Raw genomic sequence first — 14,704 nt, forward strand, 5'->3', positions numbered from 1 at the left:
TCCCTAGTTGCCAGCTGTAGTTTTTCCGGCCTGTTTGCCCTGTGAACGGATCCGCAGGGCTTCAATGACGTATTCGACGCCGGTCCAAACCGTGATCAGTACGGCCACGATCATGACGGCGAAAGCCACCCAGACAAGCCACGGCGCCAGCGCGCCGAGCGGCAGGAGATACAGGAAGATCGCGGCCGTCTGAACGACCGTCTTGAGCTTTCCCCCGCGCGAGGCCGGGATGACACCGTACCGGATAACAAAGAAACGAAGGGCTGTGATGCCCCATTCCCTGACGAGGATGACGATGGTGACCCACCACGGCAGTTCATTCAGGATGGACAGCATCACCAGGGCTGAGCCGATGAGGAGCTTGTCGGCGATGGGGTCGGCAATTTTGCCGAAATTGGTGACGAGGCCGCGGCTCCTGGCGATGTCGCCGTCGAGCTTGTCGGTGTAGATGGCGACGGCGAACGCCACCACCGCGGCCCAACGCCACGGCCCTGACTCGCTGTCCAACCCGGGGGCATCGGCGAGGAGGAACCAGACGAAGAACGGCACCAGGGCGATGCGCAGCATGGTCAGGATGTTGGGAAGATTCCAGATTCCTGGGCTGCTGGAGCCGGCGGCGGTTGCTTCGGTGCTAGTCACACTCCTAGGCTACCGTCCGGTGAGTGACCATGCGTCTTCGGAACCGTCTTCGTCGTCGCCCGAGGTGCCGTCGGCGCCGTCGAAGTACTCAACCTTCTGGCTGCGCTGGTCCAGGTCCGCCTGCACGAGGTCCTCCGCATAACCGCCCTGGGCAATGTTCGCGTTGGCGTTGTCGCTGAGCGCTGCCGTCTGTGAATCAGCAACGGCCGGCGCGTCCTGGCCCTTCATGGCTGCCAGCACCGACGCGAGGTCATCCGGCTTCACCAGGACGTCGCGTGCCTTGGACCCTTCGGAGGGGCCAACCACTCCCCTGGACTCCAGGAGATCCATCAGCCGTCCGGCCTTGGCGAAGCCCACCCGGAGCTTGCGCTGGAGCATCGACGTCGAACCGAACTGTGTGGTGACCACCAGTTCGGTGGCCGAAAGCAGCACTTCAAGGTCGTCCCCGATGTCGTCGTCGATCTGCTTTTTTGGCGCTTCGGGGGCGACATCGTGGCGGTAGTCGACTTTGAGCTGGCCCTTGACGTGTTCCACGACCTTGTGGATTTCAGACTCCGTGACCCAGGCGCCCTGGACACGCATGGCCTTGGAGGCACCCATCGGCAGGAACAGCGCATCGCCCTGGCCGATGAGTTTTTCGGCCCCGGGCTGGTCAAGGACCACGCGGGAGTCCGTGACGGAGGACGTGGCGAAGGCCATCCGCGAAGGCACGTTGGCCTTGATCAGGCCGGTGACGACGTCCACGGAGGGCCGCTGCGTGGCCAGGACCAGGTGGATGCCGGCGGCACGGGCCAGCTGGGTGATGCGGACGATGGAGTCTTCGACGTCGCGCGGGGCCACCATCATCAGGTCGGCGAGCTCGTCAACGATCACCAGCAGGTACGGGTAGGGCCGGATGACGCGCTTGGAGTCCACGGGAGGCTGGACCTTGCCGGCGCGGACTGCCTTGTTGAAGTCATCGATGTGCTTGAACCCGTAGTTGGCGAGGTCGTCGTACCGCGCATCCATTTCGCGGACCACCCATTGCAGGGCCTCGGCAGCCTTCTTCGGGTTGGTAATGATGGGCGTGATGAGGTGCGGGACGCCTTCGTAGGCGGTCAGTTCCACACGCTTGGGGTCCACCATGACCATGCGGACCTCGTCCGGCGTGGCCCGCATAAGGATCGAGGTGATCATGGAGTTCACGAACGAGGACTTGCCGGCGCCGGTGGCACCTGCGACGAGCAGGTGGGGCATTTTGGCGAGGTTCGCCACGACGTAACCGCCCTCGACGTCCTTGCCGACGCCCATCACCATGGGGTGGTCGGTCCGGCGGGCGTTCTGGCTGCGGAGGACGTCACCGAGGGAGACGGTTTCGCGGTCCGTATTGGGGATCTCGATACCGATGGCGGACTTGCCCGGGATGGGGCTGAGGATCCGGACGTCGCTGGACGCCACGGCGTAGGAGATGTTCTTGGACAGGGCGGTGACGCGCTCCACCTTGGTGCCCGGGGACAGTTCGATCTCGTACCGCGTGACGGTGGGCCCGCGGCTGAAGCCGGTGACCTGCGCTTCCACGTTGAACTGGTTGAGCGTCTCGGTCAGGGAGGCCACAATCGCGTCGTTGGCCTCCGTGCGCTCTTTGGGAATGGAGCCCGGGGTCAGAACGTCCGACGGCGGCAGGGTGTAGGTGACGTCGCCCGCCAGTGAGAGTTGCTCGGTCCGCTGCGGAATCGGAGTCGGAAGGGGCATCGGCGTGACGGGCTTGGCCGGCACCTGCGCAACGGCGGCCGGTGCGGCGTTGAGTGAGCCGGCGGCCACCATCCCGGGTGTGACCAGCGGGATGGCCTCGGTGGCGTTGTCCTCTGCCGGAGCCCTCCCTGCAGTGCCGAGGCCCTGGGCCGCTTTGATTTTTTCTACGGCGATTTCCGCCTGGGTTGGGCGGCGCACGCCGGGAGCGGGGCGCGGTCCGCGGCCCGACTTTGCGTCGGTCTCGTCGTCGTCGATGACGGCGTGCTCAAAGGCTTCGTCGCCCACGTAGCCTTCCAGCCCGGCGTCGGACTCGTCGTCCTTGCCGAAGAAACGCCGCTTCTTCTTCCGCGGCGCAGCGGCGGCCTGGGTTTCCTCGAGGTAGCTGCGGTCGTGGCCGTCCCCGTCGTCGCCGGGTTCCTGCAGGTCCAGGCCCATCAGATGCTCATAGGCACCCCGCAGGCGGCGTGGAATGGCCCCGAAGGGGGTGGCGGTGATGATGAGCAGCGAGATGAAGGCCAGCAGGCCGTAGACCACCACGGGCACCGCCGCGTGGATGGCCGCGAGGGGTGAGGCGGCCAGGAAGCCGAGCATACCGCCGGCCTGCCGGAGGCCGTCGAAGCCTTCGGCAACAGTGGGCTGCCCGCCCACGACGTGGGCGAGGCCGCAGCCCGCAAAGGTCATGATGAGGAAACCGATGCCCACCCGGTTGTTTCCGCGGCCGTCGTCGGGCTGCCGGAAGAGCCGGAAGGCACACACAAAGAGCATCAGCGGCAACAGCAGCGACATCCAGCCGAAGGTGCCGTTGACCACGCCGTAGACGGCGTCGGGGAACCAGCCGGTCATTCCCCACCAGGCGAAGGTGGCGATGAAGACGCCCAGGGCAAGGTTGAACAGGGCCGCGCCGTCGCGGCGTTCCTCCGCCGGCAGGTCGCTGACGTCGGAGCCGATCCTGCGGACTCCGCCGCCGACCAGATGGCCCACGGCCAGCCAGGCGCCACCCACAACGCGCAGGAGCCAGGGCTGCCGCTGTTCGACGGCGGGAAGCTGGCGGGTGCGTGCGCTGCCCGCCGATGATCCGGCCCGGCTGCCGGTGCGGCTGGACGCTGTGGCGCCTCCGCCGCGGCCCGCCGAGCTGCCGGATTTGGCGCTGGATTTGCCGCCAGCGGTGCCTCGGGGCGCGGGAGTGGTACGAGTGGCCATACGTGCCACGGTACCGGAACTGGCGCGGTTTTCCGCGGATTTCCGGCTGTTCCCGGCCTCATGTTGCGGATGGGAAAGGCCCGGTTCTACAAGAACCGGGCCTTTGCCATTCCGCTTGCCTTCGGGGCTGTTACGCCTCGAGGACCACCGGGATGATCATGGGCTTGCGGCGCAGCTTGCGGTTGACCCAGGTGCCGACAACTCGGCGGACAACCTGCTGGAGCTGGTGGGTGGTGTGGTCCGTGCGGTTGAGCACGGCTTCTTCCAGGGCGGCGTTGATCTTGGGGATGATCTCGTCGAAGACCGAATCGTCCTCGGCCACGCCGCGGGCGTGGATCTCGGGTCCGGAGACCACCTTGCCGGTGGTGCGGTTGATGACGGTGATGATGGAGATGAAGCCTTCATCGCCAAGCGTCTGGCGGTCTTTGAGGTCCGCTTCCGTGACTTCGCCGACACTGGAGCCGTCCACGTAGACAAAGCCCACTTCCACCTGGCCCACCACGTCTGCGCGGTGGTCCTTGAGGTCGATCACGGTGCCGTTGTCGGCAAGGATGACGCTGGCGGTGGGGACGCCGGACTCGATGGCGATCTTGCCGTTGGCGATCAGGTGGCGGGTCTCGCCGTGCACGGGCATGGCGTTGAGCGGCTCAAGGATGTTGTAGCAGTAGAGCAGCTCGCCGGCGGCTGCGTGTCCGGAGACGTGCACCTTGGCGTTGCCCTTGTGGATGACGTCCGCGCCGAGCTTAAGCAGGCCGTTGATGATGCGGAAGACGGCGTTTTCGTTGCCCGGGATGAGGCTGGAGGCCAGGATCACGGTGTCGCCGTCGCCCACCACTACGCGGTGGTCGCCGTTGGCCATGCGGGACAGCGCGGCCATCGGTTCGCCCTGGGAACCTGTGGACATCAGGACCACGCGGTTGTCCGGCATGTTGTCGATGTTCTTGATGTCCACCACGAGGCCGTCGGGAACGTCGAGGTAGCCGAGCTTGGCGGCGATGGCCATGTTCCGGACCATGGAGCGGCCCACGAAGGCCACCTTGCGGTTGTGCTTGGCGGCGGCGTCCAGCACCTGCTGGACGCGGTGGACATGCGAGGAGAAGGACGCCACGATGATGCGCTTGGTGGCCTGGCCGAAGAGCCGTTCCAGCGTGGGGCCGATTTCCTTTTCGGCGGTGGTGAAGCCCGGCACGTCAGCGTTGGTGGAGTCGGACATAAAGAGGTCAACGCCCTCTTCACCCAACTTGGCGAAGTGCCGGAGGTCGGTGATCCGGCCGTCCAGGGGCAGCTGGTCCATCTTGAAGTCGCCCGTGTGCAGGACAGTGCCGCCGGCCGTGCGGATGAACACAGCCAAAGCATCGGGGATGGAGTGGTTGACCGCGACAAACTCGCACTCGAAGGGGCCGAACTTTTCGACCTGGCCCTCTTCAACGGTCATCGTGTACGGACGGATCCGGTGTTCCTGCAGCTTGGCCTCGATGAGCGCCAGCGTCAGCTGTGAGCCCACCAGGGGGATGTCGGCGCGCAGCCGCAGGAGGTAGGGAACGGCGCCGATGTGGTCCTCGTGGCCGTGGGTCAGGACAACAGCCACGATGTCGTCGAGACGGTTCTCGATGTAGGAGAAATCGGGCAGGATCAGGTCAACGCCGGGCTGGGTCTCCTCCGGGAAGAGGACACCACAGTCGACGATGAGCAGTTTTCCGTCGATTTCGAACACGGCCATGTTCCGGCCGATCTCCCCCAGTCCGCCCAGCGGAACGATCCGAAGGGTGCCTTGCGGCAGGCGTGGAGGCGTGACAAGGCCGGGAAGGGCGGTTTGGGTCATAGTGCACTACTTTCCAGGCGGAAGGGTGCTGGTCTTAGCCATCAGGGAAAGACCAGCCCCGCTTCCGCCAAATCCTCGCGGATGGATACGATCTCGGCTTCGTCCGGCTCCACGAGGGGCAAACGGACAATCGAGTTGGGCAGGACTCCCTGCCATTTAAGAATTTGTTTGGCTGCAACGGCTCCCTGGACACGGGTCATCGTTGCCCTGATTACGGGCAGCAGCTCGAAGTTGATCTTACGCGCGGTTTCGAGGTCGTTCGCGTTGATGGCGTCGATCAGTTCGCGGAAGCGGCGCGTTGCGACGTGGGTTGTGACACCCACGAGTCCGACGGCGCCCAAGGACATCCACGGAAGGGTCAGTCCGTCGTCGCCGGAGTAGAAGTACAGGTCAGTCTCTGCCATCACGCGGCTGGCTGCCATGAAATCGGCTTTGGCATCCTTGACGGCGACGATGTTCGGGTGCTGCGCCAAGCGGATCATGGTTTCGGGCTCGATCGCGATGGAGGAGCGGCCCGGAATGTCATAGAGCATAACGGGCACATCGGTTGCGGACGCGACAGCTTCGAAGTGTGCGCGGACACCGGCCTGGCTGGGCTTGTTGTAGTACGGCGTGACGAGCAGCAGGCCGTCGACGCCGAGCGCTGCCGCCTGCTGGGAGAGGCGCACCGAATGTGCGGTGTCGTTCGTGCCGGTGCCGGCGATGATGGCGGCGCGGTCTCCCACGGCTTCCTTGACAGCGCGGAACATGCCAAGGTTTTCTTCATCCGAGAGGGTGGACGTTTCGCCGGTGGTCCCGGTGACGACCAGGCCGTCGCAGCCATCGTCCACAAGCTTGGTGGCCAGTTCGGCTGCCTGCTTGTAGTCCACGGCGCCATCCTTGGTGAAGGGCGTGACCATGGCGGTCAGGAGCGTACCAAGGGCAGGAGCGGTGGCGGATTTGTGAGGCATGGAAAAAACGTTACCCTGTCGGCGGCTGGTTAGGACAATGGGAACGGCGTGATCCACGTCAACTGCGGGCCGCGATGCCCTATGGAATGCGGTCAGCACGCACCGCAGATCGACTCACCGCGGGGTCAGCGGAATTTCCGCAAGGCACTCCGTTGCAGGATGGCGGTGACTACTTCGGTGCCGGTTCCGGCAGCCGTTTTCATTTCGAAGCCATCCGGTCCCCAGAACCCGCTGAGGCCGCAGGAGGGGCCCAGCGCCGTGGATCCGCCAAGGTTCGCCAAGAGGGCGAACATCCGGTTGTCCATGGCCCTGGCTCCGAGATGCAGGCCGAGCCGCCGTTCTTCCGCCTGCGTGTAGAGGGCCGAAACGGCATAGATATCCGCGCCGGCCTGGGCTGCCCCGGTGGAGTGGGCAGGAACCGCGGCGTCAAAGCAGATGGCCAGCGCGATCTTCCAGCCATCCAGCTCGATCACGACGGCACCGTCGCCAGCGGCGAAGGCCTCCCGCTCCTGGCCGTGGAGGTGGGTTTTGAAGCCGAATCCGGTGGTGCCGTCGGGGTGGATCACCAGGCTGGCGAGCCGCGGCGTGCCGTCAGGTTCCCGGTGGGCAGCACCTGCCACCACGGTGATCCCCGTCCGGCGGCAGATTTCGTGGAGATCGGCCAGGCGCGGGTCATCGCGTTGAAGCCACGAGTCGTCAGCAGCCAGTAGCGCCAGGTTGTACCCCGTCAACGACAACTCAGGGAACACCACCAGCCGGGCACCGTGGGATTCGGCGTCCTCCACCAGCCGGACGTGTTCTTGCACGTTCGGGACAATCCCGCCCTCCAGCGCCTTGTACTGCACGACAGAGACGGTCAGGGCATCAGTCACCCCCTTATCCTAGGGATGCGCGCCTGGCCGAGGGAACTACGCCATCCTGCGGCTTCCCTGGCTGGCAGTACCGGTCCACCGCAGCCTCCCGCAGCCCCTCAGCCCAGGCCGCGAGCCGCTGGGCCGCCCGGACGTAATGGAACAGTTCCGTGGGCGTCAAGGCATCGAGGTCGGTTTCGTCCAGCCTGCGGGCCAGCTCTGCCCCTGCCGGCTGGGCGGAGAGCGTGACGCCTTCGTCCTGCCACTGGAGGTCCACAGGTGGCCGACCCGCCACGAGCTGGCGGAAGAGGAAGTCCACCACTCCCGGGCTCATCGCTTTCATGAGTCCAACAGGCTGTGCCGAGCCGGGGTCCTGGGCGTCCGGGGCGGGGCGCACCGATCCACCGGTGGGTGGGGATTCCGGGAAGGGTCGCGGCTGGGATGGGGTTTGCATGGTGTCCATATTATTCGAACATATATTCGAACACAAGGTCTGCAAGACCGTGTGTCCGGCTGGCTCTTGACTGCTGCCACAAAGGTTGATGTGAGAACATCGCCTCATGACGTCCCGTGCCCCGGCAAGACCCTCGCGGGTGCCTCGAACCTCACAGGCCGTGGGCCGCCTCCGCGGTATTGACGCAGCCAGGGGGCTGGCGCTCCTTGGCATGATGGCCACACATCTGCTCCCCACGTTCGAGGCAAACGCCGACCTCACTCCCACGTGGATCGGCCTGACCTTCTCCGGCCGCGCGGCAGCCCTCTTCGCCGTGTTGGCGGGCGTGGGCCTGGCGCTGTCCACCGGAAAACAGGTACCTCCGGAAGGTGCTGCCCTGAACGCGGCACGCCGCGGTATCGCACTGCGCGCCCTGGTGATTGCCGCCGTCGGGCTTTCATTGGGCGGGCTGGAAGTGAACCTTGCGATCATCCTGGTCCACTACGCCCTGCTGTTCCTATGCATCCTGCCGTTCCTGGGACTGAAGCTCAAAGCGCTGTGTGCCTGGGCCGCCGGCTGGATCGTGGTTTCCCCGGTCCTCGCATATCTGCTCCGCCCTTGGCTTATGGCAGCCAATCCGCCCCTGAACCTGGGGCACAACCCGTCCTGGGAAGACCTCTCGACGCCCTTCCCTCTGCTGGGAGACCTGTTCCTGACCGGCTACTACCCGGTGTTCCAGTGGCTGTCGTACCTGCTGGTGGGCCTGGTCCTTGGCCGGCTGGCCCTCACCAAGGCGATGATTCCCGTCCTGCTGCTTGCCGGCGGGACTGCAGTGGCCGCACTGGCCAAGGCTTTGGGCACCGCAGCAATGGAGAACTGGGGCGGCCGTGCCGCGCTGGAGGCAGTCCTGAACGCCCCCGGCTATCCGCTGGACAGCGTCCTCCAGGTCAACCTCACGGGAATCCGGCAGGAAGGATCCTGGTGGTGGCTGGCGGCCGCGGCGCCGCATTCGGCCACCACGCTGGACCTTCTGCACACCTGCGGTGTGGCAGTCGCCGTGGTGGGCGTGTTCCTCCTGCTCGGCAGGCTGGCTGACTGGCTGGACCTGGACCTGTTGCTGCCGCTGCGCGGCGCGGGTGCCATGACGCTCACGCTCTACTCAGTGCATGTGTGGGTGGTTTCGGCGTTCTACCTGAAGCCGCTGCCCGCGGGCTGGACCGAGGACGGAATGTACTGGGCGCATGCCGCCACGGCCATCGCCGTGGGTATTGTGTTTGTGCTCCTGAAATGGCGGGGCCCGTTGGAGCTGGTGGGCCATGCGGCCAACCAGCTGGGGCGCGGCGGACGAGCCGGCGGCTAGGCCGGAACCTGGCCGCGAAACAGCTTCACGGCGTCGCGCATGGAGGCGCGGGCGCGCTTGCGGTCCCCGGCAGCGTCATAGGCGCAGCTGAGCCGGAACCACGAACGCCAGTCGCCGGGCGCGGCCTCAGCTTCGGCCTTGTACTTTTCGAATTCCTGATCCGCCGCTGAGCGGACGATCCGGCCGGCGGGTGTGCGCGGCAGTTCGTCTACAGGCAGCCCGCCTTCGGCCTCGAGGACCTTGGCCATCTGTTCGGTACGTGCGCCGAACAGCAGTTCCCGGATCATGGCCCAAGCGCCGATGGCCGGGAGGACCAGGTAGGCAGCTCCGATGGCTTTGGCGGCGGGGTTGCTGTCCAGCAGCAGGAGCACGGAGCGCTGGAAGGACACCACCAGGTAGAAGACCAGCAGGAGCGTGACGGCACCCACCCAGATCTTGGTGCGGTTCTTCCGGAACGCAGCCAGGAACTCGCCCACGGCCTAGAGCCCCAGGTCCAGGTAGCCGTCCAGGCCCACCGTTAGTCCCGGATGGGCGGCGGCGTTTCGCACGCCAAGCAGCACGCCGGGCATAAAGGAAGCCCGGTCAAAGGAATCATGGCGGAAGGTCAGCTGCTCCCCCGGACCGCCAAGCAGCACCTCCTGGTGGGCCACCAGCCCGCGCAGCCGGACGCTGTGAACGCGGACTCCCTCAACCTCGCACCCCCGCGCGCCGGCGAGTTCGCTGGTGGTCGCGTCCGGACTGGGCGGAACGTCGGCAGCCTTGCGCTCGGCTGCGATGAGCTGGGCGGTGCGCACAGCGGTTCCGGACGGCGCATCAACCTTTTCCGGGTGGTGCAGTTCGATGATTTCGACAGACTCGAAATATTTGGAAGCCTTGGCGGCGAAGGCCGTGGCCAGCACGGAGCCGAGGGCAAAGTTGGGGGCGATCAGCACTCCGGTTTCAGGGTGCTCCGCGAGCAGTGATTCCAGGGCGGCTAGCCTGGTGGCATCCCAACCCGTGGTCCCCACGACTGCGTGCATGCCATGCTCGACGGCGTAGCGCACGTTCGCTTCCGTGCTCTCGGGGACGGTGAGGTCCACCACGATGTCGGCACCCGAAGTGGCCAGCTGGTCCAGCGAGTCGCCGCGTCCCAGGGCGGCTACGAGCATCAGGTCGGAGGCAGCTTCAACGGCCTTTACGGCTTCGGCGCCCATGCGCCCGTTGGCGCCCAGGACAGCAACGCGGGTGGGCGCGGAGAGTTGTTCGGTCATGCCGTTAACCCTACCGTCGGGCCGGGTGCAGGATTGAACCGGAGGCTGTGCGTTACCTCGCAACCGCCGGAACGCGGAGGGAAGCCCGTGGTGCTCAGCTGCCTGCGCCCACCCACTCCACCGTGCCGTCGGCGAAGAACTGTTCCTTCCAGATGGGAACCTGCTCCTTGATGCGGTCCACGAGTTCGGAACACACGGCAAAGGCCTGTCCGCGGTGCGCAGCCGAGACCGCACAGACCAGCGCCGGATCTCCGATGTTGAGCATCCCGATGCGGTGGGCAGCCCAGATCCGCACAGGCTGCGTGGCGGCCCCGTCGCCGGCATGTTCGGCGGCCAGGCGGGCGACGACGTCGGCCATTACCTGGTGAGCCGTGGGGTGCGCACTGTAACTGAGCCGCTCCACTGCCTTGCCGCCGTCGTGGTTCCGCACCACCCCGCTGAAACTGACCACGGCCCCTGCGGTGTCAGACTCCACCGCGGCGATGGCCTGCTCCACGGAGATGGGTTCTGCGCTCAGCACCGCGTGGACCACTTCGAAAACCGCGTCAGTGCCCATGACCGCCCTCCAGCTGGTCGCACAGGTGCCCGATCAACGGGTCCAGCACCGACAGACCGTCCATAACGCCTTTGGGTGACCCTGGCAGGTTAATGATGAACGTCTCCCTGGCAGCTCCGGCGTGGCCGCGGCTGAGCGCCGCAAGCGGTGTTTTGGCTGCGCCTTCGCGCCGGATGGCCTCCATGATGCCCGGGATTTCGCGGTCCAGAAGCGGCAGGGTGACGTCGGGTGTGCGGTCGTCCGGGCTGAGCCCCGTGCCTCCACTGGTGATCACGACGGCGGGATGCTGGGTGAGGAGCGCCCGGATCGCCGCACCGACAGGCTCACCGTCCGGAACCACCATGGCCGGGTATGCCTCGAAGCCGTGCTCGGTGAGCCAGTCGATGATGACGGGCCCGGTTTCGTCCTCATAGATGCCTGCAGCGGCCCGGGTGGACGCGATGACAACCCCGGCCTTGCGGCCCTGCACCTCGCCGTGTGTGTGCGGCTCCGGCGGGTGAGGTTGCGGCGTGTGCGGCTCCGTGTTTGTTTCAGCCGGGTAAATGCTCTCGGTGCTCATAGTGTCCAGTCCCCGCTCTTGCCGCCGCTTTTCGCCAGCACTTTGATGTCGGTCAGCACGGCGTGCTTGTCGACCGCCTTGATCATGTCGTACACGCTGAGGGCAGCCACGGAGGCCGCCGTGAGCGCTTCCATCTCCACCCCGGTGACCCCGCGGGTCTTGACCGTGGCCAGGATCGCCACGGAATCGGTTCCGAGCTCGAAGTCCACGGTGACTTTCGAGAGCGGCAACGGATGGCAGAGCGGGATGAGTTCGGGGGTCTTTTTTGCTGCCATGATGCCGGCAACCCGCGCGACGGCCAGGGCATCACCCTTGGGCAGGCCGCCGGATCCGAGCAGGCCCAGCACTTCGACAGTGGTGCGGACGGTGGCAGTGGCCGTGGCTTCCCGCGTGGTTTCGGTTTTGCCTGACACGTCCACCATCTGGGCGCTTCCGTCCTGGCGCAGGTGGGTCAGCGCAGACGGGCTATGTTCTGGATTCACAGCATCCATACTTCCACCTCGTCACCCTCGGCGAGCGCCGAGACCCCCACAGGCACGTGCACCAGCGCATTGGAGCCGGCGAGGGCGTGCATAAGGTGGGAGCTTTCGCCCCCTTCCAGACGGACGGTTCCGTCCCCCTGGAAGGTTCCGCGCCGGACCTGATGCTTGTGCTCAGGGGACGAAAGGCTGTGGCCCAGCCGTGCGCGGACGGGGATCCGCGGTGCCGGCGCTCCGAACAGTTCAGCCAGCACAGGCCGCAGGAACATTTCGAAGGAAACCAGGCAGCTGACAGGGTTTCCCGGGAATCCGAGGAAGGGCACACCGTCGAACGTCCCGATGCCCTGCGGGCCGCCGGGCTGCATGGCCACATGCAGGAACTCGGTGGCCTGGCCCTCCATGGCCTGGCGGACCACTTCATAGGCTCCTTTGCTGACGCCGCCCGTGGTGACGATCAGGTCCACCGTGCCGGCGTGGCTGCGCAGCAGTGCCCGGAATTCGTCGGGGTCGTCCGAGGCAATGGCCGTGCGCACCACGGCCAGGCCCGCCTGCCGCATGGCGCTTTCCAGGAGGGTTCCGTTGGAATCGTAGATCTTGCCAGCCGGCAGGGGCTGGCCGGGTTCCACCACTTCGTCGCCCGTGGTGACCAGCAGGACGGTCACCGGCCTGCGCACAGTAACTTCGGCGATCCCCAGGGCCGCCAGCAGCCCCAGCTGCGCCGGGCCTAGGAAGGTTCCCGCCGCCAGCGCCCGCTCCCCCGCCGCAATATCACTGCCGGCCGACCGCACGAACGTGCCGGCCGCCGTCGCCGGCAACCACACAGTGGTCGTTTCCCGCGGGGCGGGGAACCGGTCCGGAACGGCACGTTCCACGGGCACGACGGCGTCAGCACCGGCGGGAATCATGGCTCCCGTCATGATGGGGGCGGCAGTGCCGCGGTCCAGGGCCGCCGGCACGGCACCTGCCGGAACGGGGACAACCACAGGCAGCTCCGCACCGCCGTCGGGCACGTCCAGGCTGTTGACGGCAAAGCCGTCCATTTGGGAGTTGGCGAACGGCGGGAGGTTCAGGGGGGCCATCACGTCCTGGGCGAGGCCCTTGCCCAGCGCGTCGCGAAGTGCCAGCGTTCCCGTCCGGCCCTGGGCGAGCAGGGGCGCCAGCAGTTCGATCACGGCGGCGCGGTGCAGGGCGACGGACCGTGCCTGGTGGGGCGTGTGGCCGTGCTGGTGCGGAGGGCTGTGCATGGTCCTGCCTTCGGTCCGGGCGGTCATGGATTCACGTCAACTCTAATGGTGTGGAGCCCTGTGGCACCGTCGGGAGCAACCGGCCGGCGGTCCTCCACCTGCGGCTCGCCGGTGAGGTCCGTGGCGCGGACCTGGACCTCGTACTGGCCGGGAGTCAGCTCGATGCCCAGCTGCCACTGGTACCAGGTGTCCAGCGAAATCCCGGGTGCGAGGCGGGCCGCCTGCCACGGCCCGCGGTTGACGCGTAGCTCTACTTTTCCGATCCCGGTGTGCTGGGCCCAGGCAACGCCGCCAAACATAACCGTTCCAGCACCCACCCGCCGGCCGGTGCGCGGAACGTCGATCCGCGAGGACGTTTTGATGGGGCCGCGGTCGGACCAGCCGCGCGGCGTCCAGTAGCCGACGTCGTCCGCGAACCTGGTGACGCTGAGTTCCGTGAGCCATTTGGTCGCGGAAACGTAGCCGTAGAGGCCCGGCACGATCAACCGGACCGGGAAGCCGTGTTCCAGCGGCAACGGTTCGCCGTTCATCCCCACCGCAAGCAGGGCGTCGCGCTGATCTGTAAGGACCTCCAGCGGCGTGCCGGCCGTCCAGCCGTCGGAGCTCCGGGACAGCACCATGTCGGCGCCGGATTGCGGCCGGGCAAGGGCCAGGAGTTCCCGCACCGGCCAGCCGAGCCAGCGGGCATTGCCGATCAGGTCCCCGCCCACTTCGTTGGAGACGCAGGCGATGGTGACGTGCCGTTCGATCAGCGGCTTGGCCAGCAGATCGGCCAGGTTCAGCTCAATCTCCTGTTCCACCATCCCTGTAACGCGGAGAACCCAGGCTTCGGGGTCGAGGGACGGGACGATCAGGGCGGTGTCGATCCGGTAAAAGTCACGGTTCGGTGTGACCAGCGGCTGCATTCCGGCCAGTCCTACCTCGGCGCCGGCCGGGATGGCGGGCGCTCCGGAGACTGCGGCAGGCAGCTGCAGCTTTTCGCGGGCGGTGCTGATGCCGGAGGCTGCACCTCGCCAGACCGCGGCCACAACCCCGCCAACGGCGGTGGCCCCGGCGCTCGCTGCCAGAACCTGCAGGAACGTGCGCCGTCCGGCGGTTCTTTCCGTACCCGCGGGAATTCTTTCCGTACCCGCGGGAACTTGCGCCGTCGCGGCGTCTGTCCCGGCAGCTGTTCCCGCGCGGCCTGTCCCAGCTGCGCCGGCCGGGAGCCCTTCGTGGAACCGGCGGATCAGCCATCCCAGCAGGAGTGCACCGGACAGGGCTGCGGCCAGTGCCACTACAGCCGCAGCCGGGGTCATCTGGGCACGCGTAAGGACCGCACTGAGCCCGACGAGCCCAAAAACAGCAATCACCGCCCCACCGGCAAACCGCCTGCGCTGCTCCAGGATCCCGGCCAACGACCCGACGGCCATGATAACCAGCAGCATCCCGCCCACGAACACCGCTTTGTCGGCGGTGCCGAACAGCGAGATGGCCCAGTCCTTCACACCCGGCGGAACAGCATCGATCATGGCTCCGCCTACTGCCGTCAGGGGCGAGAGGGACGGACTGAACAGACCTGCCAGCAGCTCCCCTATGACGACGGCGGCTCCGGCGGCCACGGCTCCCGACGCGGCGGCCCAGCGGCGGC

The 14,704-nt window shown here is 66.8% G+C and carries 14 protein-coding genes; 1 reads left to right on the forward strand and 13 read right to left on the reverse strand.

The window, feature by feature from the left end; all coding sequences use genetic code 11:
* Positions 1 to 3: 3 nt before the first annotated feature.
* From pgsA to NFC73_RS03335, 6 genes are all read right to left on the reverse strand, one after another.
* The gene (pgsA, locus tag NFC73_RS03310; protein ID WP_254747623.1) at positions 4 to 639 is read right to left on the reverse strand and encodes a CDP-diacylglycerol--glycerol-3-phosphate 3-phosphatidyltransferase; all 636 of its coding nucleotides are present in this window, start codon (positions 637 to 639) and stop codon (positions 4 to 6) included.
* A 9-nt stretch (positions 640 to 648) separates the two neighbouring features.
* Positions 649 to 3,570, reverse strand: a complete 2,922-nt coding sequence (locus tag NFC73_RS03315; RefSeq protein WP_254747625.1) for an FtsK/SpoIIIE family DNA translocase — start codon at positions 3,568 to 3,570, stop codon at positions 649 to 651.
* A gap of 130 nt (positions 3,571 to 3,700) precedes the next feature.
* Positions 3,701 to 5,392: a ribonuclease J gene (locus NFC73_RS03320; protein ID WP_254747627.1), complete on the reverse strand. Its 1,692-nt coding sequence runs from the start codon at positions 5,390 to 5,392 to the stop codon at positions 3,701 to 3,703.
* A 41-nt stretch (positions 5,393 to 5,433) separates the two neighbouring features.
* The gene (dapA, locus tag NFC73_RS03325) at positions 5,434 to 6,342 is read right to left on the reverse strand and encodes a 4-hydroxy-tetrahydrodipicolinate synthase (RefSeq protein ID WP_254747629.1); all 909 of its coding nucleotides are present in this window, start codon (positions 6,340 to 6,342) and stop codon (positions 5,434 to 5,436) included.
* A 125-nt stretch (positions 6,343 to 6,467) separates the two neighbouring features.
* Entirely contained in the window at positions 6,468 to 7,214 is a 747-nt protein-coding gene (locus NFC73_RS03330) for a carbon-nitrogen hydrolase family protein (protein ID WP_254747631.1), read from the reverse strand.
* Positions 7,215 to 7,218: 4 nt separating this feature from the next.
* Positions 7,219 to 7,527 carry a hypothetical protein gene (locus NFC73_RS03335; protein WP_372494576.1) on the reverse strand — a complete coding sequence of 103 codons (309 nt, stop codon included), beginning with the start codon at positions 7,525 to 7,527 and terminating at the stop codon, positions 7,219 to 7,221.
* Positions 7,528 to 7,753: 226 nt separating this feature from the next.
* Here NFC73_RS03335 and NFC73_RS03340 point away from each other — a divergent pair, with 226 nt between their 5' ends.
* The gene (locus NFC73_RS03340; RefSeq protein WP_254747635.1) at positions 7,754 to 8,986 is read left to right on the forward strand and encodes a heparan-alpha-glucosaminide N-acetyltransferase domain-containing protein; all 1,233 of its coding nucleotides are present in this window, start codon (positions 7,754 to 7,756) and stop codon (positions 8,984 to 8,986) included.
* Here NFC73_RS03340 and NFC73_RS03345 read toward each other — a convergent pair.
* The 7 genes from NFC73_RS03345 to NFC73_RS03375 all read right to left on the reverse strand — a co-directional run bounded on the left by NFC73_RS03345 (position 8,983) and on the right by NFC73_RS03375 (position 14,585).
* Positions 8,983 to 9,462: a hypothetical protein gene (locus NFC73_RS03345; protein WP_254747637.1), complete on the reverse strand. Its 480-nt coding sequence runs from the start codon at positions 9,460 to 9,462 to the stop codon at positions 8,983 to 8,985. The two genes, NFC73_RS03340 and NFC73_RS03345, sit on opposite strands and share 4 nt — an antisense overlap.
* Positions 9,463 to 9,465: 3 nt before the next feature.
* Positions 9,466 to 10,236 carry a 4-hydroxy-tetrahydrodipicolinate reductase gene (gene dapB, locus NFC73_RS03350; protein ID WP_254747639.1) on the reverse strand — a complete coding sequence of 257 codons (771 nt, stop codon included), beginning with the start codon at positions 10,234 to 10,236 and terminating at the stop codon, positions 9,466 to 9,468.
* A gap of 94 nt (positions 10,237 to 10,330) precedes the next feature.
* Positions 10,331 to 10,792, reverse strand: a complete 462-nt coding sequence (locus tag NFC73_RS03355; RefSeq protein ID WP_141140018.1) for a molybdenum cofactor biosynthesis protein MoaE — start codon at positions 10,790 to 10,792, stop codon at positions 10,331 to 10,333.
* A complete protein-coding gene (locus NFC73_RS03360) occupies positions 10,782 to 11,351 on the reverse strand; it encodes a MogA/MoaB family molybdenum cofactor biosynthesis protein (protein WP_254747641.1) in 570 nt (189 codons plus the stop codon). The genes NFC73_RS03355 and NFC73_RS03360 overlap by 11 nt, the downstream gene beginning before the upstream one ends.
* The gene (gene moaC, locus NFC73_RS03365) at positions 11,348 to 11,842 is read right to left on the reverse strand and encodes a cyclic pyranopterin monophosphate synthase MoaC (RefSeq protein WP_254747643.1); all 495 of its coding nucleotides are present in this window, start codon (positions 11,840 to 11,842) and stop codon (positions 11,348 to 11,350) included. Before moaC ends, NFC73_RS03360 begins: the two co-directional genes overlap by 4 nt.
* Positions 11,830 to 13,074 carry a molybdopterin molybdotransferase MoeA gene (locus tag NFC73_RS03370; protein WP_254748221.1) on the reverse strand — a complete coding sequence of 415 codons (1,245 nt, stop codon included), beginning with the start codon at positions 13,072 to 13,074 and terminating at the stop codon, positions 11,830 to 11,832. The genes moaC and NFC73_RS03370 overlap by 13 nt, the downstream gene beginning before the upstream one ends.
* Before the next feature lie 23 nt (positions 13,075 to 13,097).
* A complete protein-coding gene (locus tag NFC73_RS03375; protein ID WP_254748223.1) occupies positions 13,098 to 14,585 on the reverse strand; it encodes a molybdopterin-dependent oxidoreductase in 1,488 nt (495 codons plus the stop codon).
* Positions 14,586 to 14,704: the final 119 nt, after the last annotated feature.

The organism is Pseudarthrobacter humi (assembly GCF_024294965.1).
Lineage (GTDB): Bacteria > Actinomycetota > Actinomycetes > Actinomycetales > Micrococcaceae > Arthrobacter > Arthrobacter humi.

Coding starts and splice junctions, on each gene's coding strand:
- NFC73_RS03315 (WP_254747625.1), bottom strand. CDS start 3,570: ATGGCCACTCGTACCACTCCCGCGCCCCGAGGCACCGCTGGCGGCAAA.
- NFC73_RS03320 (WP_254747627.1), bottom strand. CDS start 5,392: ATGACCCAAACCGCCCTTCCCGGCCTTGTCACGCCTCCACGCCTGCCG.
- dapA (WP_254747629.1), bottom strand. CDS start 6,342: ATGCCTCACAAATCCGCCACCGCTCCTGCCCTTGGTACGCTCCTGACC.
- NFC73_RS03335 (WP_372494576.1), bottom strand. CDS start 7,527: ATGAGCCCGGGAGTGGTGGACTTCCTCTTCCGCCAGCTCGTGGCGGGT.
- NFC73_RS03340 (WP_254747635.1), top strand. CDS start 7,754: ATGACGTCCCGTGCCCCGGCAAGACCCTCGCGGGTGCCTCGAACCTCA.
- dapB (WP_254747639.1), bottom strand. CDS start 10,236: ATGACCGAACAACTCTCCGCGCCCACCCGCGTTGCTGTCCTGGGCGCC.
- NFC73_RS03355 (WP_141140018.1), bottom strand. CDS start 10,792: ATGGGCACTGACGCGGTTTTCGAAGTGGTCCACGCGGTGCTGAGCGCA.
- NFC73_RS03360 (WP_254747641.1), bottom strand. CDS start 11,351: ATGAGCACCGAGAGCATTTACCCGGCTGAAACAAACACGGAGCCGCAC.
- moaC (WP_254747643.1), bottom strand. CDS start 11,842: ATGGATGCTGTGAATCCAGAACATAGCCCGTCTGCGCTGACCCACCTG.
- NFC73_RS03370 (WP_254748221.1), bottom strand. CDS start 13,074: ATGCACAGCCCTCCGCACCAGCACGGCCACACGCCCCACCAGGCACGG.
- NFC73_RS03375 (WP_254748223.1), bottom strand. CDS start 14,585: ATGATCGATGCTGTTCCGCCGGGTGTGAAGGACTGGGCCATCTCGCTG.